At 40.4% G+C, this 24,238-nt stretch carries 26 protein-coding genes; 18 read left to right on the top strand and 8 right to left on the bottom strand.

Going from position 1 to position 24,238, the window contains the following annotated elements; translation table 11 throughout:
• The first annotated feature begins 11 nt into the window (after window positions 1–11).
• From fbaA to WG954_RS17315, 4 genes are all read left to right on the top strand, one after another.
• A complete protein-coding gene (fbaA, locus tag WG954_RS17330; protein ID WP_340438035.1) occupies window positions 12–1,079 on the top strand; it encodes a class II fructose-bisphosphate aldolase in 1,068 nt (355 codons plus the stop codon).
• A gap of 36 nt (window positions 1,080–1,115) precedes the next feature.
• A complete protein-coding gene (accD, locus tag WG954_RS17325) occupies window positions 1,116–2,033 on the top strand; it encodes an acetyl-CoA carboxylase, carboxyltransferase subunit beta (protein WP_340438034.1) in 918 nt (305 codons plus the stop codon).
• A 71-nt stretch (window positions 2,034–2,104) separates the two neighbouring features.
• Window positions 2,105–2,542: an SsrA-binding protein SmpB gene (gene smpB, locus WG954_RS17320; RefSeq protein WP_324231689.1), complete on the top strand. Its 438-nt coding sequence runs from the start codon at window positions 2,105–2,107 to the stop codon at window positions 2,540–2,542.
• A 73-nt stretch (window positions 2,543–2,615) separates the two neighbouring features.
• Window positions 2,616–2,978: an SET domain-containing protein gene (locus tag WG954_RS17315; RefSeq protein WP_340438030.1), complete on the top strand. Its 363-nt coding sequence runs from the start codon at window positions 2,616–2,618 to the stop codon at window positions 2,976–2,978.
• A gap of 64 nt (window positions 2,979–3,042) precedes the next feature.
• On the opposite strand, the gene WG954_RS17310 is transcribed toward WG954_RS17315, so the two are convergent.
• The 6 genes from WG954_RS17310 to WG954_RS17285 form a co-directional block, all read right to left on the bottom strand.
• The gene (locus WG954_RS17310; RefSeq protein ID WP_340438029.1) at window positions 3,043–3,711 is read right to left on the bottom strand and encodes a porin family protein; all 669 of its coding nucleotides are present in this window, start codon (window positions 3,709–3,711) and stop codon (window positions 3,043–3,045) included.
• A 179-nt stretch (window positions 3,712–3,890) separates the two neighbouring features.
• The gene (locus tag WG954_RS17305) at window positions 3,891–6,404 is read right to left on the bottom strand and encodes a DNA gyrase/topoisomerase IV subunit A (RefSeq protein ID WP_340438028.1); all 2,514 of its coding nucleotides are present in this window, start codon (window positions 6,402–6,404) and stop codon (window positions 3,891–3,893) included.
• A gap of 3 nt (window positions 6,405–6,407) precedes the next feature.
• Window positions 6,408–6,761, bottom strand: a complete 354-nt coding sequence (locus tag WG954_RS17300; RefSeq protein ID WP_340438026.1) for a DUF4260 domain-containing protein — start codon at window positions 6,759–6,761, stop codon at window positions 6,408–6,410.
• A 23-nt stretch (window positions 6,762–6,784) separates the two neighbouring features.
• Entirely contained in the window at window positions 6,785–7,627 is an 843-nt protein-coding gene (locus WG954_RS17295; protein WP_340438024.1) for a DUF1835 domain-containing protein, read from the bottom strand.
• Window positions 7,628–7,632: 5 nt separating this feature from the next.
• Window positions 7,633–8,421: a class I SAM-dependent methyltransferase gene (locus WG954_RS17290; protein ID WP_340438023.1), complete on the bottom strand. Its 789-nt coding sequence runs from the start codon at window positions 8,419–8,421 to the stop codon at window positions 7,633–7,635.
• A gap of 13 nt (window positions 8,422–8,434) precedes the next feature.
• The gene (locus tag WG954_RS17285) at window positions 8,435–10,327 is read right to left on the bottom strand and encodes a DNA topoisomerase IV subunit B (RefSeq protein ID WP_340438022.1); all 1,893 of its coding nucleotides are present in this window, start codon (window positions 10,325–10,327) and stop codon (window positions 8,435–8,437) included.
• A 272-nt stretch (window positions 10,328–10,599) separates the two neighbouring features.
• Here WG954_RS17285 and WG954_RS17280 point away from each other — a divergent pair, with 272 nt between their 5' ends.
• From WG954_RS17280 to WG954_RS17265, 4 genes are all read left to right on the top strand, one after another.
• Window positions 10,600–10,782, top strand: coding sequence for a hypothetical protein (locus WG954_RS17280; RefSeq protein WP_340438021.1), 183 nt, complete (start codon window positions 10,600–10,602; stop codon window positions 10,780–10,782).
• A gap of 9 nt (window positions 10,783–10,791) precedes the next feature.
• Window positions 10,792–11,400, top strand: a complete 609-nt coding sequence (locus WG954_RS17275; protein ID WP_340438020.1) for a YdeI/OmpD-associated family protein — start codon at window positions 10,792–10,794, stop codon at window positions 11,398–11,400.
• Between the two features lie 93 nt (window positions 11,401–11,493).
• Window positions 11,494–11,940, top strand: a complete 447-nt coding sequence (locus WG954_RS17270) for an energy transducer TonB (protein ID WP_340438019.1) — start codon at window positions 11,494–11,496, stop codon at window positions 11,938–11,940.
• Between the two features lie 201 nt (window positions 11,941–12,141).
• On the top strand, window positions 12,142–12,408 hold the full coding sequence (locus WG954_RS17265) for a hypothetical protein (protein WP_340438017.1): 267 nt from the start codon (window positions 12,142–12,144) through the stop codon (window positions 12,406–12,408).
• An 88-nt stretch (window positions 12,409–12,496) separates the two neighbouring features.
• Here the strand turns inward: WG954_RS17265 and WG954_RS17260 are convergent, their stop codons facing one another.
• A complete protein-coding gene (locus WG954_RS17260; RefSeq protein ID WP_340438016.1) occupies window positions 12,497–12,895 on the bottom strand; it encodes an acyl-CoA thioesterase in 399 nt (132 codons plus the stop codon).
• Between the two features lie 120 nt (window positions 12,896–13,015).
• Here WG954_RS17260 and WG954_RS17255 point away from each other — a divergent pair, with 120 nt between their 5' ends.
• The 4 genes from WG954_RS17255 (at window position 13,016) to WG954_RS17240 (ending at window position 15,806) form a co-directional block, all read left to right on the top strand.
• Window positions 13,016–13,171, top strand: coding sequence for a hypothetical protein (locus WG954_RS17255; protein ID WP_340438015.1), 156 nt, complete (start codon window positions 13,016–13,018; stop codon window positions 13,169–13,171).
• A gap of 129 nt (window positions 13,172–13,300) precedes the next feature.
• Window positions 13,301–13,786 (top strand): hypothetical protein, encoded by a 486-nt coding sequence (locus WG954_RS17250; RefSeq protein WP_340438014.1) that lies wholly within the window; start codon window positions 13,301–13,303, stop codon window positions 13,784–13,786.
• A gap of 63 nt (window positions 13,787–13,849) precedes the next feature.
• Entirely contained in the window at window positions 13,850–14,692 is an 843-nt protein-coding gene (locus WG954_RS17245; protein WP_340438013.1) for an META domain-containing protein, read from the top strand.
• Window positions 14,693–14,720: 28 nt separating this feature from the next.
• Window positions 14,721–15,806, top strand: a complete 1,086-nt coding sequence (locus tag WG954_RS17240) for a lipase family protein (protein WP_340438012.1) — start codon at window positions 14,721–14,723, stop codon at window positions 15,804–15,806.
• Here the strand turns inward: WG954_RS17240 and WG954_RS17235 are convergent, their stop codons facing one another.
• The gene (locus WG954_RS17235; RefSeq protein WP_340438011.1) at window positions 15,807–18,152 is read right to left on the bottom strand and encodes an outer membrane beta-barrel protein; all 2,346 of its coding nucleotides are present in this window, start codon (window positions 18,150–18,152) and stop codon (window positions 15,807–15,809) included.
• Between the two features lie 226 nt (window positions 18,153–18,378).
• Here WG954_RS17235 and miaB point away from each other — a divergent pair, with 226 nt between their 5' ends.
• The 6 genes from miaB (at window position 18,379) to mltG (ending at window position 24,219) form a co-directional block, all read left to right on the top strand.
• Complete coding sequence (miaB, locus tag WG954_RS17230) at window positions 18,379–19,806, top strand: tRNA (N6-isopentenyl adenosine(37)-C2)-methylthiotransferase MiaB (RefSeq protein ID WP_340438010.1); 1,428 nt, start codon at window positions 18,379–18,381, stop codon at window positions 19,804–19,806.
• A gap of 4 nt (window positions 19,807–19,810) precedes the next feature.
• On the top strand, window positions 19,811–21,061 hold the full coding sequence (locus WG954_RS17225; protein ID WP_340438009.1) for a sigma-54 interaction domain-containing protein: 1,251 nt from the start codon (window positions 19,811–19,813) through the stop codon (window positions 21,059–21,061).
• Window positions 21,042–21,623, top strand: coding sequence for an LptE family protein (locus WG954_RS17220; RefSeq protein WP_340438007.1), 582 nt, complete (start codon window positions 21,042–21,044; stop codon window positions 21,621–21,623). Before WG954_RS17225 ends, WG954_RS17220 begins: the two co-directional genes overlap by 20 nt.
• 22 nt (window positions 21,624–21,645) lie before the next feature.
• Window positions 21,646–22,662, top strand: a complete 1,017-nt coding sequence (locus tag WG954_RS17215) for a DUF8458 domain-containing protein (protein WP_340438006.1) — start codon at window positions 21,646–21,648, stop codon at window positions 22,660–22,662.
• 3 nt (window positions 22,663–22,665) lie between these two features.
• Window positions 22,666–23,004, top strand: a complete 339-nt coding sequence (gene secG / locus WG954_RS17210) for a preprotein translocase subunit SecG (protein WP_340438005.1) — start codon at window positions 22,666–22,668, stop codon at window positions 23,002–23,004.
• A 192-nt stretch (window positions 23,005–23,196) separates the two neighbouring features.
• Entirely contained in the window at window positions 23,197–24,219 is a 1,023-nt protein-coding gene (gene mltG / locus WG954_RS17205; RefSeq protein ID WP_340438003.1) for an endolytic transglycosylase MltG, read from the top strand.
• Window positions 24,220–24,238: the final 19 nt, after the last annotated feature.

Here is a 24,238-nt window from a genome sequence, read left to right as displayed (position 1 = left end):
ATATTTTAATTATGAGCAAGTACAGAGCCGGCGTCCTTTTTGGTGAAGAACTGGAAGCATTATTAAAAGATGCAAAAGATAATCAGTTTGCACTTCCCGCAGTAAATACAATTGGTACAAATACAATCAATGCCACGCTTGAAACAGCAGCGAAGGTAAACTCTCCCGTGATCATTCAATTCTCAAACGGCGGTGCACAATTCATTGCCGGTAAAGGAATGCCAAACGATAAATTACAGGGAAATATCAGTGGTGCAATTTCCGGTGCATTACATATTCATAACGTAGCAAAATATTATGGTGTGCCTGTAGTATTACACACTGATCATGCTGCAAAAAAATGGTTACCATGGATCAGCGGATTAATTGATGCAGGCGTTGAATTCAAAAAAGAAAAAGGCCAACCACTCTTCTCTTCGCACATGCTTGATCTCAGCGAAGAGCCATTGGAAGAAAACATTCACACTTCAGTAGAATATTTCAAACGCATGGCTCCATTGGGAATGGGTATTGAAATTGAACTGGGTGTTACCGGAGGTGAAGAAGATGGTGTAGATAATAGCGATGTTGATAATGAAAAACTTTACACACAACCGGCGCATGTTGAATATGCTTATACTGAGTTAAGCAAAGTTGGCAAACTCTTTACCGTTGCAGCAGCTTTTGGTAATGTACACGGTGTTTATAAATCCGGCAACGTACAGTTAACTCCAATCATTTTACATAACAGCCAGGTGCATATTGAGAAAAAATTAGGTACCGGACCAAAACCAGTTTACTTCGTATTTCATGGCGGTAGCGGTTCTCCCCAACACCAGATCCGTGAAGCCATCAGCTACGGTGCTATTAAAATGAATATTGACACCGATCTTCAATGGGCATTCTGGGAAGGTATTCTCAACAATTACAAAAAGAACGAAGGCTACTTGCAAGGTCAGCTCGGTAACCCCGAAGGTCCTGATAGCCCTAATAAAAAACATTACGATCCCCGTGTTTGGTTACGCAAAGGCGAAGAAAGCTTTATCAAACGTCTTGAAGTTGCCTTCGAAGATTTGAACTGTGTGAATAGAAACGCTTAATTGCTTACTTTTACCCACTTTTCAAATCAAAGAACGATGGCAAAAAAAGAAGAGGATATTGAGAAAAATCTGACGGGCGATGATCTTCCAAAGGAAGATGCATTACGTTCGTCGTGGTTTAAAAGGGTACAGAAAGGGATTCTTACATCAACTTCAGAAAAGAAAGAAATTCAGGAAGGTCTCTGGACAAAATGTCCTGAGTGTAAGTATACCGGTACTTCGACAGAGTTAGCTGAAAATAAATATGTATGTCCTAATTGTAATTATCATCACCGCATTGGCAGTGCTGAATATTATGATATCCTGTTTGATGGCGACGAATACACAGAGCTGTTTGATAATATCCGTTCAAAAGATTATCTCGGTTTTACCGATCTGAAGCCCTATCAGAAACGTTTGGAAGATATCTGGAAAAAGACTGATCTGCACGATTCTATTCGTGTAGCGGTGGGTAAGATCGAAGGACATGGAACGGTTATCTGTTGTATGGATTTTGATTTCATTGGCGGTTCGTTGGGAAGTGTAATGGGTGAAAAAATTGCACGTGCAGCCGATTATTGCATTGAACATAAACTCCCGATGATCCTCATTTGTAAGAGTGGTGGTGCAAGGATGATGGAAAGTGCGTTTTCATTGATGCAGCTGGCAAAAATTTCAGGTAAGCTTTCGCAACTCAGCGATGCCAAACTCCCCTACATTACTTTATTGACCGATCCAACCTTTGGGGGTGTAACTGCTTCTTTTGGTATGTTGGGCGATCTTAACATAGGTGAGCCTGGTGCGTTGATCGGTTTTGCCGGTCCACGTGTGATCAAAGAAACTATTAAGAAAGATTTGCCCGAAGGTTTCCAACGCAGCGAATTCTTACTGGAGCATGGTTTCCTTGATCTGATCATCGACCGGAAGGATATGAAACAGAAATTTGGCGTACTGTTTACGTTATTTAAGAACTAAAGAGATCAATTTTATATTTGCAATCAATATGAGTTGATTCAACTTTTATTGATTGCTTTTTTATTTGCGAAATGATTGAATTAAAAAACCGCTCTGCTTTTCATGAATACTATTTTGAAGACAAATTAGTAGCGGGGATGGTATTGGTTGGAACGGAAGTAAAATCGATCCGTGAAGGCAAAGTAAGTTTCTCCGATTCTTATTGTTTTTTTGACAAGCACGAACTCTGGATCAAAGGTCTGCACATTGCAGAATATAAATTCGGCACTACCAACAATCACCTGGCCGTGCATGATCGTAAACTCCTGCTCAACAAAAAGGAAATAAAGAAGTGGGAAAATAAAATAAAAGAAAAAGGCTACACCGTTATTCCGCTACGCATATTCTTCACAGAAAATAATCTGGCAAAACTTGAGGTTGGTTTAGGTAAAGGAAAGAAACTGCACGACAAACGGGAAACAATTAAGAACCGTGATGCAGAACGTGACATGAAGCAATATCTCAAATAATTTTAATTCCCAAGGTTTCTCCATTATGACCAAAGAACAACTTCTCCAAGAACTGAAACATGATACTTGGGTAATGATGAAACCCTCTCCCATTCATGGCAATGGGGTGTTTGCTTTGCGTGACATACCAAAAGGTCAGCGAGGATTGTTCTCGAAAAATATTGGTGAGTGGATCAAGATCGAACGAAGTGAAATTGATGCGTTGCCTGCTCACAGCAAAGAGTTGGTTGAAACCTATTGTTTGTTTGATGAAGATCACTACTACGTTCCCGACTACGGATTTAAAGTGATGGATATTGTCAACTTCCTGAATCATGATGAAATACCAAACATTATTTCAATTAATGATGGCGAAGATTTTGAAACACTCCGTGAAATAAAAGCAGGCGAAGAATTATTGATCAACTATGGTGAGATCGTTGATAGTAATGAATAAAACCGATGATGCCGGGTACTGCATCATCGGTCAAGGTTTTCATAGTTTTACTCTTGATGGACAATTAAAATCTGAATGTTAATCCTGCTTTATATCCTTCGTTAAATGCTTTGAAATTCTGGTTTTTATCTAGGCGTTGAAATCCTCTTTCATACGAAGCGCTAATACCAATTCCATTTTCAAATTCGTAACCAACACCACCTGCTACACCCACATCCCAGCGATTGAACTGATCTGTTATATCCCAATCATTGTTGATGAGGGAGAAGCCAAGAACTGAAACGTCAGCCCTTAAATTATTTTTCACCAGGTACGATACTTGTGGCCCGACAAACAACTGCAAACCTGCAACGGGCTTTACTTTCAGCAATACTGGCAAATCGATATAATGCATCTGTGAAGTTGCTCTTGCATCAAGTGCGTCGATCTTCATATCATTGATCGTAAGATTTCCTTTGATGCCATAGCCACGTTGCGTATAGATCAAAGAAGGTTCAACTGAAGCAAAATCGCCAAGGGGAAGTTCAACGCCGGCACCTGCATAAAAAGCGGTCCGGTTTCTTGTGGTAATGTAACCGTCAGCTTTGTCGATGAGTTGATTAAATGATTCTCTTGCTTCGCCTTTCCAGGTTGATTGAATAATACCTGCTTTGATAACAGGTTTAATTTGTGCGTTGGTTGTAATGGCTGCTGTAGTAAATACTACGAGTAAGCTTAGGTAGATAGTCCTCATAAAAATGTTGCAGGATTTTAGTAACTGCTGTTCATTCAGATGAAGGAATGTTTTGTATAGATGTATGACAGTTTCTAATCTTTTGTTAACGGCATAAGCTCTTAACAAATCTTTTCAAAATGAAAACGGCGATTGCAAAGCAATCGCCGTTTAACTCATTACTGAGTACTCATCACTCGTCATCCAAACAACTCCGGTTGCGCTTTCGGATCTTCCTTCACCCATTCCATTTCAATGCTTTTTGTGTAATCGGTGAGCTTTGCTCCCACTGCTTTCCATCCCATTACTTCAGCAACCTTCGCCAGTTTTATTTTAGCGCTACGAACCTGTGCTCCCTTACCACTCTTTACAGAAAGCACCGGCTCTTCATCAGTTGTTACTGCTTCCACATAATTCTTCGCACCTTCTTTAATAAAGAAGAATTTGTTCTTCAACGTAGTCGTTTCAATTTTGAAACGCTTCACATTGTACTGAAGTTTATCGTTATCCAAATAAACAGCAGTAATGATGCGCTCAGGACGGAACAATTCGATCAACAATATATTCTCAGGATCAAACTTCTGCGTCATCTCCTGGTCGGTGATCTCATAGTTACCATCTTTATAGATCACCAACACTCGATCTTCGGGTTCAAACTTGCCAAGGTACTCTCCTTTCTCTTCTGTATTCAAGCGTCCGAATTTATCATCGAACCACATTTTCTTTCCGCTCAATGTAGCTCTTCCTTTCTCTTTAAACTTCACACTCTTGATCGGGTACTTCGTTACCTGGTTGCCCATGCTGCTGCGACCTTTGATATCGAGTTCTTCAAAATAAAAATCAAATTCTTTGATACGTGCAGTACAATTCGGGCTCAGCAATACTTTCACTACTTCTGCTTCACCATTCGGATTCACGGTAAAGTAATGCACTTTACTTTTATCATCGCCACGTGTAAGATCGTATTCCTTATCTCTTGTAATACCGGTTACATTGAAACGCTTCGCATAACTAACTCCGCCCTTACCATCAGCATAGATCATGTTGTAGGTTGTGCGTTCATCATTCTTCTGGAATACCGCTGCATGAATAATGTCTTTACCGATGTAGGCTTTATCACTCACCTTCACCACCTTCATTAAACCACGTTTGGTAAATACAATGATGTCATCAAAGTCGGAGCAGTCACAAATAAACTCATCTTTCTTCAACGATGTACCAACAAAACCATCTTCACGGTTCATGTAAAGTTTGGTATTGGCAATCGCTACTTGTTTTATTTGAATGACTTCGAATGGCTTGATCTCTGTTTTGCGTTCACGACCCTTACCATATTTCTTCAACAGGTTTTCGTAATAAGCAACTGCATAGTCAACAAGGTTTTCCAAATCGTGTTTCACCTGTTTGATATCTGCTTCCAGACCTTTGATCTGCTGGTTCAGTTCATCAATATCCAAACGATAGATACGACGCACAGGCTTTTCTGTAAGCTTGAGAATATCTTCTCTTGTAATATCCCGGCGGAGTTGTTTTTTGAATGGAACAAATGCTTTGTCGATCGCAACAATTACTTTATCCCATGTTTCATGTTTCTTCTCCAGTTCTTTATAGATCTGCTCCTCGAAGAATATTTTTTCCAGCGAAGTATAATGCCATTTCTCCTGTAACTCTCCGAGTTTGATCTCCAGTTCTTTCTTCAGCAATTCCTTTGTTTGCTCTGCAGAGTATTTCAACAGATCTGTTACCGTAAGGAACTGTGGTTTATTATCAACAATTACACATGCATTCGGTGAAATGGAAACTTCGCAATCAGTAAATGCATACAAGGCATCAATGGTAATGTCGGGTGAAATGCCCGGTGCAAGATCAACCTGTATCTCTACTTCAGCAGCGGTGTTATCCGTTACTTTCTTGATTTTTATTTTACCCTGGTCGTTTGCTTTCACAATGCTTTCCATCAAACTTGTTGTGGTTACACCATAAGGCACATCTTTGATGAGCAATGTTTTCTTATCGAGTTCTTCAATAAGTGCACGAACCCGCACTTTGCCGCCACGTTTACCATCGTTGTAATTTGCTGCATCGATCATGCCACCCGTTTGGAAATCGGGTAACAGTTCAAAACGTTTACCACGCAATGCTTTGATGGATGCTTCAATTAATTCACAAAAGTTATGAGGAAGAATTTTTGTTGATAGACCAACCGCAATACCATCTGCACCTTGTGCCAGCAACAACGGGAACTTCATCGGCAACACCACAGGCTCGTTCTTACGACCGTCGTAACTCAGTTGCCATTCAGTTGTTTTGTTGTTGAATGCAACATCTAACGCAAACTTCGACAAACGTGCTTCAATGTAACGTGCAGCAGCTGCATCATCACCTGTGCGCACATCTCCCCAGTTACCTTGTGTATCGATCAACAGATCTTTCTGTCCAAGATTCACCAATGCATCGCCAATACTTGCATCACCATGCGGATGATATTGCATTGCCTGACCAATGATGTTCGCTACCTTGTTGAAACGTCCATCATCCATTTCCTTCATTGCATGTAGGATGCGGCGTTGCACAGGTTTCAAACCATCTTCCATTGCCGGTACGGCACGTTCAAGAATTACATACGATGCATAATCGAGGAACCAGTTTTTATACTGTCCCTGTACACCGCTTTCATTGTCAAAAACACTTTCTTTCTTTTTAGCAGCACTCATAATTTATTTCTTTCCTATTTCTCCTAAATGAGTAAACTTAAAACCATTTTCATATTTCAGGCCATAACCTGCAACTCGGTCCATTGATGCATGACCGAATAAGATCACACCGGTTATTATCAATGCATCACTATCAATCATAAACCCTGCAGCGATCAGAGCAATTGCAATTCCTTTATGATGAAAGAGATTGTAACTCCATGCTCCAATTTTATTTCCCGCCAAATAACCTATCATACTAATATCTGGCCCCAACAACAGCAAGAGGTAGAACCACCAGGCTGAGTCAAAGTAGTACAGCACGTAAGCCGATGCAAGAAACATCGCCAACTCTTCCAGTTTTAGTATTGTTTTCATCAATTGAATTGTTCAATTCCAGATCAGGCAGTTTCTTCTTTTGCCTCGAACAACTGCCCCGATTTTTTCTTAAGCTCAAAATCTTTCATGTTCTTCAATTCTCCCTGCACATCATACAGATCAGTTGCAACTAATTGCTTCAAACGCCACAGCAAATACATATCGCCGGTTGTTTGTTTATTCTTGCTCAAAAACTGGTGAATGATCTTGCTTGCCTTTTGCCAATCACCTGAAATAAAATTCTTGAGATCAGCATCATAAAAATCATAATCTTTCTGTCCCAATTTCTTTCCACCTTCTAATAAACGCACACCCTTTTCTTCGTTGCAAAGTTTTGTCCATTCATCAGGGTCAACTTCAAACTCACTTGGTGTAACCAAACGTGCAAGTTTCTTCGCTTTCGTCATTTCTTTTGGCTGAATAGTACTGATCCATTCAGGATAAAACAATTGTCCCTTCTCGTTAATGAACGGAAGGTTATTCAGGTACAAAATATAAATGCGGCCCTGGAAATCTTTTAACTGACTGATGAGCCAATAGTAACCGCTCACATCATGTTTGTTTTGTGCTGCCCAGATCCATACTTTTTCTTCTTCGTTATTCTGCAGGCGCTCAATGATAAAAGCAACCAGTTTGTTATCATCTACTTCACCTTCATCCAATTTCTTTTCAAGGTCGGTGCCGGTCAATACTTCTTTCCACCATGCACGGCGTGCGGCAATACCTTCTTCAGTATAAATATCCTTCAGCGGCCCAACTGCATAATCATCTTCCACTTGCAGCACTTCGCCCTGCAATGTTTCATCAAGTTCTATTGCTTTCTGCAATACATCAATATCAGCTTCGTTAAAAACAATATGTATCATAAGATCTAATTCTGTTTTGCCTGTATCAAATAATAAACACAAGTGGTGAAAAAATTGCGAACAAACGGAATGGCTTTGATCAATCCAAACTGTTCTTTCGGTTTCCAACCAAACTTGTATTCATAGATCGGGTTAATTAAAAAATGAGTATGGTTGATAACATTGTATCCTTTCTCATTACAGATACGCTCAAACCGCTCAATAGAAATTCCTGTTTCTTTTATCTCCAGCATTTCTTCCCAGTTCTCCCCATTCGATTTCAATAGCCATTTGTAAATTGTAGTTGGCAACAAATGATAATAAGGCAACTTGCTCAACCATTTGCCTTTATTGATTTGCTGATGCCCGCCGAACGGCATATACCATGGTGGAAAGCCAAAGAAGATAACGCCATTCGTTGTCAAAAAACTTTTCATCCATTCAATCAACTTTGGTTGATCATGAATATGTTCAATTACATCCTTCAACACAATAATATCAAACGCTCCACCAAAGTCGGTTTCGGTTGCTTTGTAAATATCTTTCGAATGAAAAGTTACCTTGCCTTGATCAAGTTCTTCTTTCATCCATTCTCTTGCATTCACTAATCTGCTTTCATCAAGTTCAATACCAACGCCTGTACAACCTTTGTCGATAAACGCTTTCAATACGCCGCCTTCGCCACAACCAATTTCTAACACACGCATACCCGGCTTTACAGAGAAAGCTTTCTCAATAAAGGGCAACACATATCGTTCAGTGTTTTGTATCTGTATGTCGAAATAACGTTTCCTGTCGGCGTGAAATTCAAACATTAGTCAAAGTGCGTTATACAGTTTCTTCTACTTTATCTAATTCTACTTTCAGGTTATCGATAATGAACTCCTGTCTGTCCGGTGTATTCTTACCCATATAATATTCTAACACCTGTTGTATATGTGTTTCAGGCAACAGCATCACCGGCTGTTTGCGCATTTCTGCACCAATGAAACGGCCAAACTCTTCCGGACTGATCTCACCCAAACCCTTAAAGCGTGTGATCTCCGGTTTGTTGCCGAGTTTTTTTACAGCAGCCTGTTTCTCGCTTTCGTCATAACAGTAAATCGTTTCCTGTTTGTTGCGCACACGGAACAACGGTGTTTCTAAAATAAACACATGTCCGTTCTTAACAAGATCAGGGAAGAATTGCAGGAAGAAGGTCATCAACAATAAGCGAATGTGCATACCATCCACATCGGCATCGGTAGCAATTACAATATTGTTGTAACGCAGGTCTTCATAATTATCTTCGATATTCAGTGCGTGTTGCAGGAGATTGAACTCTTCGTTCTCATACACCACTTTCTTCGTTAAGCCATAACAGTTAAGCGGCTTACCACGCAAACTGAACACTGCCTGCGTTTCCACGTTGCGGCTTTTGGTGATACTTCCACTCGCACTATCACCTTCGGTTATGAAAATGGTTGTTTCCTTTTGCTTCTCAATAATTTTATCCTTGTCTTTACCTGTTGCTTCATCGTTATAATGGAAGCGGCAGTCTCTTAATTTCTTATTGTGTAGATTGGCTTTCTTGGCACGTTCATTCGCCAGCTTTTTAATACCGGCCAGTTCTTTCCGTTCTTTCTCATTTTGCTCAATACGTTTTTTCAACGCTTCAGCAACCGATGGATTTTTATGCAGGTACAGATCAAGATCACGGGCAAGAAAATCGCCAACGAAGTTTTTCATCGTTGGTCCGCCTTCATATACCACACTTGAACCAAGTTTTGTTTTTGTCTGACTTTCAAACACAGGCTCCTGCACACGCACACTCACAGCAGCACAAATACTTCCACGTATATCGGCCGCATCATAATCCTTCTTATAAAAATCACGGATTGTTTTTACATAACCTTCACGGAAAGCCGCAAGGTGTGTACCGCCTTGTGTTGTAAACTGTCCGTTTACAAATGAGTAATATTCTTCACCGTATTGATTCTCGTGTGTAATGGCAACTTCAATATCCTCACCTTTTAAATGAATGATGGGGTAACGCAATTCATCTTCATTCGTCTTACGTTGCAACAGATCGAGCAAACCATTCTTTGATACATACTTCTTACCGTTGAAGTTGATCACCAGTCCTGCATTCAAATAACAATAGTTCCAAAACTGGTTGTCAAGATACTCGTGTATGTAGTGATAGTTTTTAAAAACACTGTTGTCGGGAATAAACGTTACTTCGGTACCGTTACCTTCCGTTGTTTTCTCTTCTTTATGTTCTTTGGTTAAAATTCCTTTTTCAAATTCAGCAGTCTTCTGTTTGCCATCACGAAAGGCAGTTACTTTAAAATACTGGCTCAATGCGTTTACGGCTTTCGTACCCACACCGTTCAAACCAACGGACTTTTGGAACACTTTGCTGTCGTATTTGGCACCGGTGTTGATCTTGCTCACCACATCCACCACTTTACCCAAAGGAATACCACGGCCGTAGTCACGAATAGTCACTACACCTTTTTCAATGGTTACATCCACCGCTTTACCGTAACCCATCGTGTGTTCATCAATACAGTTATCCAACACCTCTTTCAGCAATACATAAATACCGTCATCGGCACTACTGCCATCACCAAGCTTACCAATGTACATACCAGGACGGAGACGGATATGCTCCTGCCAGTCGAGGGTTTTAATTGAGCTCTCGTCGTAATCGAACAGGTTCTTTTTTTCTTCAGCCATTTTAATATTCGTAGTTCTAGGTTGTTACGTATGTTTCCAGCTCTCGTCTTACTGTCAGCTGCATTGGCGTCGCACTCTTGTACTTCATCTCATTATTGTACAGCTGTTCTCAGTCGTACTTCATACTTTGTTATTCGTACTTCCGTTCCCGGAACGGGCAAATATAACAAAACACACCTCCCCTGCCATTCCCTTATTTGTTCACAACCCTGTGAATAATTTTTGGCCTGTAACTGATTATTTCTCAATTTCGCATCACTAAAATCACAACCATGGACAAAAAGATTTATACCCTCCTTACCATCTATATCGTTTACCTGGTAATTGCATTGTCAATGGTATTATCATCGGGCGCACAGAAAGTGCTTACTGCTCTCATCTTTGGCGGTCTCGGCATTTTCATTTTCTTCGGTGCTTACCTCATCTGGATGCTTAACCGCAAGCACGAAGAATAATTTTGTCCAATGGCAAGGGCTATCGACAGCCTGCAATCATTTTATCCCAAAGACCGCAAGGCCTGGCGTAGCTGGCTGCAAAAAAATCACGACAAGTCAAAAGGTATCTGGCTCATTTTTTACAAAGTGGGCAAAAGCAAGCCACGTCTTCCCTACAGTGAAATAGTGGAAGAAGCACTTTGTTTTGGCTGGATCGACAGTTTGCCCCGCAAGCTTGATGATGAACGTTCCATGTTGCTCATCACTCCCCGTAAACCCAAAAGTGTTTGGAGCGATGTAAATAAAGAACGGGTTGAGCAGTTGATAAAAAACGGACTTATGACCGATGCCGGTCTTGTGAAAATTGAAGCGGCCAAACTCGATGGAAGCTGGGACACATTGAATGCTTCTAATCATGCTGCTCATACAAATGAACTTCCCAAAGACTTGACGCAGGCATTTAAAGGCAAGAAAGCAGCCCTAACCAATTACAAAGCCTTCTCTCCTTCTGTCCGTAAACAATTTATGTTTTGGATCGATAGTGCCAAAACTCCTGAAACAAGAGCGAAACGTATTGCACAAACGGTGCTTATGAGCGAAGCAAATAAGAAACCGGGGCCGCAAGGTTTTAAAATGTAATTCAAGATTTTCTTCAATGCAATTTCTCCATGCTAAGTGTTTTTACCTGTTTCTCATCGCCTACAGCTCGAAGCTATTTTCTATATTTACCGCATGAAAACATACTTATCCTTTATCCTATTCTTCGTGGCCTTTAGTGCCAATGCCCAGCAACAACAGGAAGTTTATAAACTCGACAGTTGTTTACAATTCGGCACAAATCCATTTGATGATATTTATGTTCGTGTACAACAAACAGCCAAATGGAAAGCAAAAAAGCCCAGCCTCGAATCGCATATCGAAAAATTCTTCGAGCAATACACCCAGAAGAAAGCGGGAGGTAAGATCACCATCAGCATACTCATCGATAAAACCGGCAAACCCTGTACTTACGAGGCCCGACCCAACAGCAATGTTCGCCCCGACTTTCAACAACTGAAAGCCTGGATGAACCAATACGACTGGGAGCCCGCCATCCAAAATGGTCAGCCTGTCCGCTCCATCAAGATCCTCCAGGTGAATTTTGAGGGTAAGAAAGTCTCGGTTGCGGAGCTTGATTAATTCAACCCATTGATTTTCAATCATCGTATTAATTTTTTGTAAAAAGAGCCTTTTCGGGTGATGTTGGGCTACGCCAATTCAGCGAAATGATGTTACATTTGTTTCAACACTAACCTGGTACTACAACCCCCGATTCCCAACTCCAACTGCCCATTAAAATTCGCCAGAACAGTATTATTGAAGATTTAAAATTTGTGAAGTATGTACACGTATGACTTGTTGGAAGCCGGTTGCAATTACCTCATCCAGGAAAAAGAAGAAAATGCCCTGCAGTTGATCAAGGTGCATTTCAAGAGTGATCATGCACTTTGTATTTCCACCTACACTGAAGGTGAAGAAATTGTGTGGAAGAAAAAAGATGCTCCCATTCACGACATTGTTGAATGTCTCGATGATAAAGCCGTTACCGCCTGGGAAAAATTATATTATAGCCAGGACGCTTATTACGAAGAAGATGATGAAGAATAAATCATCAATAAGCAACAAGCAATTGGCAATAGGCAAAACTTTAAGAAGTTAATTGACATCGAGATCGTTTTGCTTATTGCCAGTTTTTTTAAAGCCTTTCTTTTACAAACGTGATCTCTGTTTTTCCATGTGCTGTTGGTTTCCCTTCTGCATTAACATTTACAAACACGATCTTTTCAATTCGCAGGATTGGTTCACGGGTAAGTTTATTTCTTACTTCACAACGCATGGTTAGTGACGTATTACCAAAATGAGTGGCCAAAATACCGATCTCAATAATATCACCTTGTCGTGGTGCTGAAATAAAATTGATCTCAGAAATAAACTTGGTCACCACATGCGGGTTCTCCAGCTGAATAACTGCATAAAGTGCGGCTTCCTCGTCAATCCATTGCAGTAAACGTCCGCCAAATAATGTGCTGTTAGGATTCAGGTCTTCGGGCTTCACCCATTTTCGGGTGTGAAAGTTCATATTTGTTTCAGCCATGTGTTTTAAATGATGCGCCTAAATTACAGATCCCGTTCCACATCCTTCACTTCCGTTCAGCAAAAAATAGTTTCAAACTTTATTTATGTTTTGTAACTTATGGTAACTAAATCTCCGGTTATGAAAAGACTATTCATCATTACGTTGCTGCTGGCATTTGTAGCATTGGTTGCCATTGCCAACATCAACCGTAGAACTGGAATGAAATCAGAAAAACAAACAGAACAAAAAACTGAAAAGAAAAAAGAATGTAAACATTCCTGTTGGTTTTCCTGAGTGATACAATCCCGCTTTCACGAGGCGGGATTGTTGTTTTTGGCATTTTTATTTCATGTTTTCTCCGCAGGGTAAACTATTATCAGGAATAATTGTAATATTTACGGCGTTAACAAAAAACACTTTTACATGAGACATGCAAAAAAGCTATTAAACGCTCTCACAATACTTCTTATCCTTTTTGTTGTTTCCTGTAATAACGAAACTGAAAAAACAACAGTCGACACAGATACTATTAAAGTTGCTCCCCCTTCTTCTGACGATCCAGCACATTTTTGTTATGAGTTTGTTACGAATCAAGACACAATTCAGTTAGAACTGGTAGTTGGTCCTGATGATATGATCAGTGGCGATCTGCTTTACCAGCTTGCAGGTAAAGACCGTAACAAAGGAACATTGAAAGGTGTGATACAAGAGGATACCATTCTTGCTGAATATACATTCATGTCTGAAGGAAAACAATCTGTTCGTGAAATTACCTTTTTGAAAAAAGACAGTTCTCTTACCGAAGGTTATGCAGCTATGGAAGAGGCCGATGGTAAAATGCAATTCAAGGCTGGCGTAATTCCCCAGTACAAAGGCATGAAACTAATGCTAACGAATTGCAAAAACTAATCTTGTCTTCCTTTCACTTTATGTAATGTAATCTCTTTCATCATCTGCACAAAAACTTATGGTATGAAACAGACTTTTTTTGTTCTCTCTATTTCTATGTTGCTGCTTCAAGCTTTCTCTTGTAAAAGCAGCAAACCAACATCTACTCCTTCACCATCTTCACCAACGGAAACAATTCCTGTTGAGAATAGTAAACAAACAGTAACAGGTGGCAGCGAGCAGCTATACATGTATCGCTGGTATCTTTCTGAAGTGAACGGCAAACCTGTTCGTCCGGAATCAGGACGATCTGCACACCTGCTCTTTTCGCCCGGACAAGTAAATACTGTTGCAGGTTTTACAGGGTGCAACCGTTTATCAGGCACGTTTACGATCAATGCAAATTACGAGATCAAATTTTCACCATTGGCAGTAACTAAGATGGCTTGCCTGAATGATGATAAAACAGAAAGTCTTTTTCTGCCGGCAATTTCACAAACCAACAGGTGGCAGATCGAAAACAACGTATTGAAATTTTTCAATGGCCAAACCGAAGTAGCAACTTTTACTGCTGTTGAAGCAACCACCAGTAAACTCGAAGGTAACTGGGAACTTAATTATATCTCCGGTAGTCGTATTGCTTTTGAAGGTTTGTATCCTGAGAAGAAACCATTTATTCGTTTTGAATTAGGTCAATCAATGATCAGCGGAAATACAAGTTGTAATGGTTTCAGCAGTAAATACAAGATCAATGAAAATGCGATCAAATTTGATCCACCCCTTTCTACGATGATGGCTTGCCCCGGTAATGGTGAAAAAACATTTACGGATATGCTGCAGAAAGTAAACAAGTATGCATTAAGCGATGATAATACGTTAAACTTTCTAATTGATGATGTTGCAGTGATGCGTTTCGTTCGTAAATAATCAATCACCAAACCATAACATGCTTTTTATGAAGAAACTTTTAGTCGTCTTTTGGTTGAGCATTCCAGCTGTTTTGTCTGCTCAATTAACTCCCGGTTTTGACAAAGCAGAATATATTGAACTGATGAAAGTATCGGCACGCACTTCAGCCGAAGAAAACTATTATAAAAAAATTGCCGAGCCGCAGCGGTTTAAAATGTTGTACCAATCGTCTGTAATTGGTTTGGATAATTTATGGGATCTGTGGAACGATGGCAAAGGAACAGCTGTTCTCAGCATTCGTGGTACCACTACAAATGCAACGAGTTGGCTGGCTAATTTTTATGCAGCAATGGTTCCTGCAAAAGGGCAACTGCAACTATCTAAAGATGATTTTTTTGATTACGAATTGGCATCAAATCCAAAAGCGGCTGTACATGTAGGTTGGTTGGTGAGCACAGCTTTTATTACAAGAGATATGATGCCGAAAATTGATTCAACGTATAAAAGCGGAACAAAGAATATGATCATTGTTGGGCATAGTCAGGGCGGTGGTATTGCTTATCTCGTTACTGCTTATTTGTATAACCTGCAAAAGACCGGAAAACTGCCTGCTGATATCCGTTTTAAAACTTATTGCAGTGCGGGACCCAAACCAGGCAATCTTTATTTCGCTCATGAGTATGAAGCTATGACGCACAATGGTTGGTCTTACAATGTGGTGAATGCTGTTGATTGGGTTCCTGAAGTACCTATCTCTATTCAAACATTATCCGATTTTAATCTATCAAATCCTTTCATACATGCAAAGGGTATTATTAAAAAACAAAAGTTTCCAACTAGCCTTGCGTTGAAGTACATGTATAACCAGTTGAGTAAGCCGCCCAGTAAAGCACAAAAACGATATCAGAAATATCTTGGCTCAATGACTTCTAAATCGGTGCAGAAAACATTGCCGGGCTTTGTTCCTCCTGCCTATTATTCAAGTAATCATTATGTACGCACCGGAAACATGATCGTATTGTTGCCTGATGATGATTATTTTAAACTATATCCAGAAAGCCAATCCGCAGATAATATGTTTCCACATCATTTGCATCCGCAATACATCTATCTCGCAGAAAAATTAAAGTAATTATTTTTTTATACTCTTCAGCACATCCACTGTTTTGCGTTTAACAGTGGATGTTTTATTAAAGTTATAGCTGAGTGTAACACGATAGTTTCGTGTTTGTGTGCGGTTGTAACTTTCTAAATTAAAGTTGGGCCCGTAAGTAAACACTCTGTTCTGTTGTTGAATGAACGGATCGGTTGTATTAATACTGATGATCACTTTCTTTTTAAACAGTTTGTATTGCGCACCAATGTTCATAGAGATATTGCTGCGTACAGTTCCTTGTGGATTTGCAAATCGGTTGAAGGAAAATGCTCCCGTGAATGTCCACAGATCCGTCGGGTTATAATTGGTGCTGAAGTTCGACGTAAACGAGCCTCCATCACGAAACTTGCGCACCTGTTTATCGAATGTGCCATACTTGTTGTATGTATAACTTGCACTGATATTACTTCGTAATTTACGGCTGATGGTAAGTCCGGCCCATGTGCTTGCTTCATATTCCTGGCGGTTACTAACGTTGTCCCATGTTACTGTTGTTTTGCCATCGGGTGCCAATGTGCGTATCTGGCTGAACACATCTTCTACAAGATTATAACCAATGCTTACATTGGCGAAGTATTTACTTTTTGTTTTACCAGCCACCATATCGAATGTATGTGATTGCGAAGGCAACAGATCTGGATTGCCATAACGAAGATTGTAGGGATCACCATAATCAATGGCTGGGTTTAATTCACCAATGCCCGGTCTGCGCATGGTACGACGGTAAGCAAACGTTAGATTCATCCCGTTCTTCCAACTGCGGTTAAGATTTGCAAATGGAAGCACATTGAAATAGCGGTTGTATTCTGTTTTATTATCCCTGAATAATTCAAACAAAAAATTCGTTTGTTCAAATGCAGAACCTGCGGTGATAGAAAATCCCGGCATGAAAATATGTTTCATGGAAACACGAGTGCTGATCACATCCTGGTGGAATTTAAAGTTGTTGCTCAACAGTTCTGCTTTCTGAAAAATATTCTCCGGCTTTTTCATAAAATCAGTTGTAAGCACAACATGACTGTTATTGCGATAGTAAGCAGCACCGGTTGATAAACTTGTTTTCTTATTGCCTAATGGTCGGTCGTAAATAATATTGATGCTGTAGCCGTTTGATCTTGTATTGTTGGTTTGACGTTGCGTACTATCAATGCCAGTTGGTGTATCATCTGCATTCAAAAACTCCTGGAAAAAGTTGCGTACACTTTCCGATTGTCCAAAATTCAATGCATAAACCATTCTTATTGATTCACCTGGTCGTTTTGTTTTATGCTGATAACTAAGATTGATCGATGGATTATAATTTCGGCCTACTGATGCAACAGTCCGTTCACTCAACCTTGAAATTTCTTCGAAACGATTGATGTTCGTGTAACGGTTAAAGCCGCTGTTGTTAGTGTTTCCCTGGTTATACTGCGCCACAAAATTGAAGCTGTTGCGCTTGTTCAATTCATAATCAACATTTAGTCGAAAACTTGGGCGAATACTTTTGTTGAATGAGTTGTTGATGATTTTTAACTGGTTACTTGAGTCTTTATAAATATTGGTGCGGTTGCTGTAACCTTCCGATTGAAACTCGTTGTACCCAACTCCTGCATTTAAATTAACAGCAAAGCCTTGCTTGCGGTAATTGAAATTGGTAGTAATACCAGTTTGTCCTCTTGAACCTGCATAAAGATTTACTCTTGCACCAAAACCAACTCTACCCTTCTTTGTAACAATATTGATCACACCACCCTGCTCGTTTGCATATTGTGGCGGCGGATTGGTGAGTACTTCAATTTTTTCGATCATGCTTCCGGGCATACTTTCAAGTAAGTCCTGCAACTGTTGTGCATTTAGTTCAACCGGTTTATCATCGATCAAAATTTTCGGTTCTTTTCCACGCACAGCAATTTTTCCATCGGCATCGGTTGTAACCAATGGTGTTTGTTTCAACAGCTCAGTTGCAGTGCTGCCGTTGATCAATGCACTTTCGCCAACGTTGAAGGTGATATTGCCATCCTTCGATTCGATCAACGGCTTCTCTACAAATATGATCACTTCAGCCAGCTCAACTGATTGATTGCTGAGCGGTATATCATTCAAATTGAAATCGGCCCGGTCGGTACGCAGATGAATGCTGTCAATGGTAAGTGTTCTGTAACCAACTGCACTGATCCGCACACGGTAATAACCCAGCTGCAGGCTGGTTAAGTTAAATCCGCCATTCTTATCTGTAAGAAAAACCGATTGTTTACTGCTGTCGGTATATGGGATAGCCGCCACAGTTGCACCCATTACCGCCTTTTGATTGCTTGTGTCGATCACCGTTCCAATGATCACCCCGTCTTTTTTAGCTTGCTGTGCTGAAAGATTGAAGAAGCTAAAAACACTGATTATCAGGAAAAAAAGTATTGATTTGGAATGCAAATAGGTCAATTTAAGGGTTAAAGTTAGGCTCCATGGTTAGACGGCAATGCTCTATTTCCACCAGCGGTCTCAATCGCTGTCAATCTGTCACGAAATAGAATTGTTTCATTAACTTTGCCTGCTCAATTTGCGAATGACTATGATGGATTTGATGACCGATACCAAAGTTCACGACGAAAACAGGCAGGGTGAAGCCTATGCCCCGTTTTCGAACGATCCCAATCAATACAAAAAGAAATTTTATATCGAAAGCTACGGTTGCCAGATGAATTTCAGTGACAGCGAAATTGTGGCCAGCATCCTTAACAGTGCAGGTTATGGCGCCACTCGTGATACTGAAGAGGCCGACCTGGTGTTGCTCAACACTTGTTCTATCAGGGAAAAAGCTGAGCAAACCATCCGCAAACGTTTAACCGAATTCCGTAAAGCCAAAATGCGCCGACCGGGTTTATTGGTTGGTGTATTGGGTTGTATGGCAGAACGTTTGAAATCGAATTTACTTGAAGAAGAAAAGCTGGTGGATATGGTGGTTGGCCCTGATGCTTACCGCACACTCCCCGGTTTAATTGAAGAAGCAGAAGGCGGGCAAAAAGCAGTGAATGTGTTGTTGAGCCGTGATGAAACTTACGCTGATATCGCCCCGGTACGTTTGGAAAGTAATGGTGTGAGTGCATTCATCTCCATCATGCGTGGTTGTAACAACATGTGTAGTTTCTGCGTGGTTCCTTTCACCCGTGGTCGTGAACGTAGCCGTGATGCTAAATCAATTGTAGCAGAAGCGCAGGATCTTTTCGAACGTGGTTTCCGTGAAGTGACTTTGCTCGGCCAGAATGTGGACAGCTATTATTTTGTTGATGAAAAAAGTAATGAGACTGTTTCGTTCGCCATGCTAATGGAAAGAGTAGCGTTGGTGTCGCCACTATTGCGTGTTCGTTTCTCCACATCACATCCAAAAGATATTACCGATGAGGTGCTGCATACCATAGCGAAGTATGAAAATATCTGCAACTATATTCACTTGCCTGTGCAAAGTGGGAACACACGCATCTTACAATTGATGAACAGAACATACACTCGTGCATGGTATATGAAGAAAGTGGATCGCATCAGGGAAATTATTCCTGACTGCGGCATAAGTTCCGATATTATAACCGGTTTCTGTTCTGAAACGGAAGAAGAACACCAGGATACATTAAGCATCATGGAATACAGCAAGTACGATTATGGTTATATGTTCTTCTACAGTGAGCGTCCGGGTACATTGGCTGCACGACGTTATAAAGATGATGTTCCGGAAGATGTAAAGAAGAGACGTTTGCAGGAGATAGTAGATAAGCAATATTATTTATCACTCGACAGTAACAAAAGAGATATTGGTCAAACATTTAAAGTGTTGATTGAAGGCGATAGTAAGAAAGATGAGAATAGCTGGATGGGACGTAGCTCACAAAATAAAGTGATCGTATTCCCCAAAGAAAACTATGAATTAAAGAAAGGTGATTACGTAATGGTAAAAGTGCATGATTGTACCAAAGGCACATTGCTTGGCACAATTACAAATCAATAAAACAATGGATCTACAAAGTATAAAAAACAGGTTTGGAATTATAGGTAACTCACCATCGCTCAATCATGCATTGAATGTGGCGGTGCAGGTGTCAGGTACGGACTTAACAGTTTTGATCAATGGTGAAAGTGGTGTTGGTAAAGAAGTTTTTTCGCAGATCATTCATTCTTTATCAACCCGTAAACACAATCCGTTTATTGCGGTAAACTGCGGTGCTATTCCCGAAGGAACGATCGATTCAGAATTATTTGGTCATGAAAAAGGATCGTTCACCGGAGCTGTTGATGCAAGAAAAGGATATTTTGAAACAGTAAATGGCGGCACTATTTTCTTAGATGAAATTGGTGAAATGCCATTGGGTACACAAGCACGTTTGCTGCGTGTATTGGAAGCCGGTGAATTTATCCGTGTGGGTTCTTCCAAAGTACAAAAGACAGATGTGCGTGTGATTGCTGCAACCAACAAAGAATTATTTGAGTTTACACAAAACAATAAGTTTAGGGAAGATCTGTATTACCGTTTAAATACAGTTCCCATTCGTGTGCCTTCGTTGCGTGACAGGAAAGAAGACATTCCTCTCCTCTTCCGCAAATTTTCGGTTGATTTTGCTGAGCGTTATAAAACAACACCTGTGCAGTTGGAAGATGATGCGAAAAATCTGTTAATCAGTTATCCATTCCCCGGTAATGTGCGGGAATTAAAGAATATTGCAGAACAGATATCCGTTCTTTCTACCAATAAAATTGTAACGGCAAAAGATCTTACCCCTTTTCTGCCTGAAAGAAGTTTTAACCGTTTACCGGTATTGGCTCATCAACCTTCGGCGGCAGGCAGTGGCACTGAGTTTGCCAATGAACGTGAAATTCTGTACAAGCTCTTTTTTGATATGAAGCGTGATGTAACGGAGTTAAAGAAAATGTTTCTTGAAGTGTTGCAGCATGGTGGCGGATCCGTACAAATGCCGGGCAATTTTTTCAATGATGCAATGATGAATGAGCACAAGTCGCTTGATGTATCACAACCGGTGATGAACAACAACGCTCCTTCTCAACCTGTGATCATTGGTGGCAATGGCGATATTCATGATCATGTGGAAGTGGAAGAAAGTCTTAACATCATGGACAAAGAAAAAGAACTGATCATAAAAGCACTGAAGAAACATAAAAGTAAACGTCGTGATGCAGCACTTGATCTCGGCATCAGCGAACGAACATTATATAGAAAACTGAAGGAGTATGACATTGAAGAACTCTGATAAAAACCCAAAGTACAAAGTACAAAGTATAAAGAACAGCACCCTGCAACTTGCAAAGCTTTATAAGTTGGCAGCAATTTCGTACATCGTACTTCTTACATCGTATCTTCTTTCCTCCTGCTATTCCTTCAAAGATGTTTCTATTCCTGCCGAAGTAAAAACGGTAAAAGTGAATTACATCGAGAACAGGGCAAGAATTGTAAATCCGAATTTAAGCCAGCGATTGACAGATAAGCTTCGTCAAAAAATCGTGAATCAAACACGTTTGTCGCAAACAAACAGTGATGATGCACATTATGATATCAGCGGCCAAATCACCGATTATTATGTAACAACTTCGGGTATCTCTAATCAGCAGGCTGCATCAAACCGTTTAAATGTAACTGTTCATCTCATCTTTAAAAACAGGTTAGATGATAAAAAGAATTTCGAAGCTGATCTTACCCGCAATTTCGATTTCTCTGCCTCAAAATCATTATCAGCAGCCGAAGCTGAATTAACTGATCTGATCGTGCAGAATATGACCGACGAAATTTTTAACCGCATTTTCTCCAACTGGTAATATTTTCTTTTACCTTGCCCCAATGATGAATGCAGATGTTTTGAATCGATTGCTGCAGCAACCTTCGTTGCTGAAAGAAACAACTGTAGCTGATCTGGAAATGATGGCTTATCAATACCCATGGTTTGGAACTGCACAACTCCTCCTGGCAGCAAAGCAAAAACAAACAGGAGCTCTCAATGCTGATAAGCAGGTGCAGAAAGCAATGATCTATTTCAATCAACCTCTATGGTCGGGTGCACAACTCAACAGGTTTATAGCCGCAGAACCAGCTACTGTTGAAGCAGTACAAGAAACTGAAACAATAAAGGAAGTTGAAGAAAAAGATGCTTTGATTGAAATTGATGAAACTGATGCGTCATTGGATGCAGAAGCAATTGTGGAAGCAGAAGATATACGTGATGTGAAAGAAGCAAACGTAGTAACAGATGCGGTACTTGATGTTGAATTTGTTTTACAGGCTGAGGCAGATAAAGAAACAGAACAGTTGCTAAAAGATGCGGAAATAGAAGAACAGGCGGAAGCAATGATTGAAGCCGATTCCCAACGTGAAGTTGCTGATTTCATCACAAACACTGATGCTGAATTGGCCGCCGAAGCAACGATTGGTTCAGATTTTGCAAAAGAAGAATTAATGAATGCACAAAAACCTGAATCGGTTGAAGAAAAGCCGGTATTTACGTTTGAGCCTTTTCACACGGTTGATTATTTCGCTTCACAAGGAATTAAACTTCGGGAAGAAAAACTTGAGAACGATCAGCTGGGTAAGCAAGTAAAAAGCTTTACTCAATGGCTCCGTTCCATGAAGAAGATCTACGTGGAAGAGAAAAAAGACCTGAACTTAACCGATGAGAAAGAAGTGGTTTCTATAGCTACAGAAAGTAACCAGCAAACCGAAGTAGTGACTGAAACCATGGCTGAAGTGCTGGCGAAACAGGGTAAAAAGACGCAAGCCATTGATTTGTACCGTAAATTAAGTTTGCTGCATCCCGAAAAAAGCGTTTATTTTGCCTCCCGAATTGACGAATTAAAACAATAAACAATGATTTGGTTATTTATCATACTGGTAGTTTTGGCCAGTGCATTATTAGGATTTGTAGTGTTGGTTCAAAACCCCAAAGGTGGTGGTTTAAGTGGCTCAGTTGCCGGTTTTAGCAACCAGTTCATGGGTGTTAAACAAACCACAGATGTGCTGGAAAAAGGTACCTGGTTGTTTGCAGCCATTATCGGTATTCTTTGCCTGGTTTCTTCACTGTTTATTTCAGATACCGCCGGTTCAAACGGTTCAGGTAACCTGGAAAAAGCAACCAATCAACCGGTGCAAACGGCTCCTGCAAAAACAACTACACCTGCAGTACCAGCCCCTGCTCCTGCAAAGTAATCGTTTAAAATATTTTCTGAAACCCCGACCATTGCGTCGGGGTTTTTGTTTTATTTTGATTGAATCCGGCAGTTGTGCAATGATCTGCTGCATTGGCGTCGCACAATTCGGCAATAGGATTTTTCCTTTGCATTTTTATTGGCACAATAATTTCTCTAGAACCAATTCTCTGAATAAACCATACCTGTCAAAATGAAAAAAGTTATCGGCTACAGTTTTCTTCTTTTATCACTTGTTGCTTTGTTTTTTGCGTGGAAATTTTTCGGCAGCGGCACAGCATTCAATGAATCAAAAAAATATCTTTACGTCTATACAGGTAATGCCAACCAAAAAGCAGTGATGCAATCGTTAAACGATTCGGGCTTTTTAAAGAATCCCGGTTTGTTTGAAATGGTAGCTGGTCGTTTAGATGTATGGAAACGTCTTCGTCCCGGTAAATATGAAATTGAAAAAGGAAGCAGCTTGTTTACGCTTGCACGTAAGTTGCGGAATGGTTCGCAAACGCCGGTGAATCTTGTGATCACTAAACTGCGGACAAGAAAAGATCTGGCAGCACTCATCGGCCGCAAGTTCGAAACCGACTCTGCAACTATGCTCGCCTATCTCATCAACAACGATTCATTAAAGAAATTTGGACTTGATACAAATACAGTGATGACATCTGTATTCCCAAATACCTATTCCCTGCTTTGGAATTCCGGTCCGCAGCGCATCTTCCGCAAGTTGCATGAGCAGCGCACAAAATTCTGGACAGCTGAACGAAAACAAAAAGCCGCAGCACTTGGCTTAACTCCAGAGCAGGTGCACACGATGGCATCTATTGTTGAGGAGGAAACACTTCGTAACGATGAGAAGCCGACCATTGCCAGTGTTTATCTCAACCGTTTAAAAAAAGATATGAACCTTGGAGCCGACCCAACCGTGAAGTTTGCCATTGGCGATTTCACCATCAAACGGCTTTTGTTTGGTCATATCAATTCAACCGCTTCATCGCCTTACAACACCTATCGCAATAAAGGATTGCCTCCAGGCCCTATCTGCACCCCGTCTGAAACAACCATCGATGCCGTGCTGAATGCAGCTGCCACCGATTACCTGTTCTTCTGTGCAAAGCCTAACGGTAACGGTTACCATGCTTTTGCATCAAATGAAACAGATCATTTCAAAAATGCAAAGGCTTATCAACAATGGCTCGATAGTTTAAACATCAGGTAATCGGGAAATAAAGTATTTT

It is taken from the genome of Lacibacter sp. H375 (genome assembly GCF_037892425.1).
Classification (GTDB): domain Bacteria; phylum Bacteroidota; class Bacteroidia; order Chitinophagales; family Chitinophagaceae; genus Lacibacter.
Note: the sequence above shows the minus strand (reverse complement) of the source record. Positions and strands in the feature narration are given on the sequence as shown.

Excerpts from the sequence above, each read along its gene's own strand:
- WG954_RS17315 (WP_340438030.1), top strand. The coding sequence starts at position 2,616 with ATGATGAAACCCTCTCCCATTCATGGCAATGGGGTGTTTGCTTTGCGT.
- secG (WP_340438005.1), top strand. The coding sequence starts at position 22,666 with ATGATTTGGTTATTTATCATACTGGTAGTTTTGGCCAGTGCATTATTA.
- smpB (WP_324231689.1), top strand. The coding sequence starts at position 2,105 with ATGATTGAATTAAAAAACCGCTCTGCTTTTCATGAATACTATTTTGAA.
- WG954_RS17245 (WP_340438013.1), top strand. The coding sequence starts at position 13,850 with ATGAAACAGACTTTTTTTGTTCTCTCTATTTCTATGTTGCTGCTTCAA.
- miaB (WP_340438010.1), top strand. The coding sequence starts at position 18,379 with ATGATGGATTTGATGACCGATACCAAAGTTCACGACGAAAACAGGCAG.
- WG954_RS17305 (WP_340438028.1), bottom strand. The coding sequence starts at position 6,404 with ATGAGTGCTGCTAAAAAGAAAGAAAGTGTTTTTGACAATGAAAGCGGT.
- WG954_RS17300 (WP_340438026.1), bottom strand. The coding sequence starts at position 6,761 with ATGAAAACAATACTAAAACTGGAAGAGTTGGCGATGTTTCTTGCATCG.
- WG954_RS17255 (WP_340438015.1), top strand. The coding sequence starts at position 13,016 with ATGAAAAGACTATTCATCATTACGTTGCTGCTGGCATTTGTAGCATTG.
- WG954_RS17220 (WP_340438007.1), top strand. The coding sequence starts at position 21,042 with ATGACATTGAAGAACTCTGATAAAAACCCAAAGTACAAAGTACAAAGT.
- WG954_RS17215 (WP_340438006.1), top strand. The coding sequence starts at position 21,646 with ATGATGAATGCAGATGTTTTGAATCGATTGCTGCAGCAACCTTCGTTG.
- accD (WP_340438034.1), top strand. The coding sequence starts at position 1,116 with ATGGCAAAAAAAGAAGAGGATATTGAGAAAAATCTGACGGGCGATGAT.
- WG954_RS17295 (WP_340438024.1), bottom strand. The coding sequence starts at position 7,627 with ATGATACATATTGTTTTTAACGAAGCTGATATTGATGTATTGCAGAAA.
- WG954_RS17310 (WP_340438029.1), bottom strand. The coding sequence starts at position 3,711 with ATGAGGACTATCTACCTAAGCTTACTCGTAGTATTTACTACAGCAGCC.
- WG954_RS17250 (WP_340438014.1), top strand. The coding sequence starts at position 13,301 with ATGAGACATGCAAAAAAGCTATTAAACGCTCTCACAATACTTCTTATC.
- mltG (WP_340438003.1), top strand. The coding sequence starts at position 23,197 with ATGAAAAAAGTTATCGGCTACAGTTTTCTTCTTTTATCACTTGTTGCT.
- WG954_RS17225 (WP_340438009.1), top strand. The coding sequence starts at position 19,811 with ATGGATCTACAAAGTATAAAAAACAGGTTTGGAATTATAGGTAACTCA.
- WG954_RS17280 (WP_340438021.1), top strand. The coding sequence starts at position 10,600 with ATGGACAAAAAGATTTATACCCTCCTTACCATCTATATCGTTTACCTG.
- WG954_RS17290 (WP_340438023.1), bottom strand. The coding sequence starts at position 8,421 with ATGTTTGAATTTCACGCCGACAGGAAACGTTATTTCGACATACAGATA.
- WG954_RS17285 (WP_340438022.1), bottom strand. The coding sequence starts at position 10,327 with ATGGCTGAAGAAAAAAAGAACCTGTTCGATTACGACGAGAGCTCAATT.
- WG954_RS17265 (WP_340438017.1), top strand. The coding sequence starts at position 12,142 with ATGTACACGTATGACTTGTTGGAAGCCGGTTGCAATTACCTCATCCAG.
- WG954_RS17240 (WP_340438012.1), top strand. The coding sequence starts at position 14,721 with ATGAAGAAACTTTTAGTCGTCTTTTGGTTGAGCATTCCAGCTGTTTTG.
- WG954_RS17270 (WP_340438019.1), top strand. The coding sequence starts at position 11,494 with ATGAAAACATACTTATCCTTTATCCTATTCTTCGTGGCCTTTAGTGCC.
- fbaA (WP_340438035.1), top strand. The coding sequence starts at position 12 with ATGAGCAAGTACAGAGCCGGCGTCCTTTTTGGTGAAGAACTGGAAGCA.
- WG954_RS17275 (WP_340438020.1), top strand. The coding sequence starts at position 10,792 with ATGGCAAGGGCTATCGACAGCCTGCAATCATTTTATCCCAAAGACCGC.
- WG954_RS17260 (WP_340438016.1), bottom strand. The coding sequence starts at position 12,895 with ATGGCTGAAACAAATATGAACTTTCACACCCGAAAATGGGTGAAGCCC.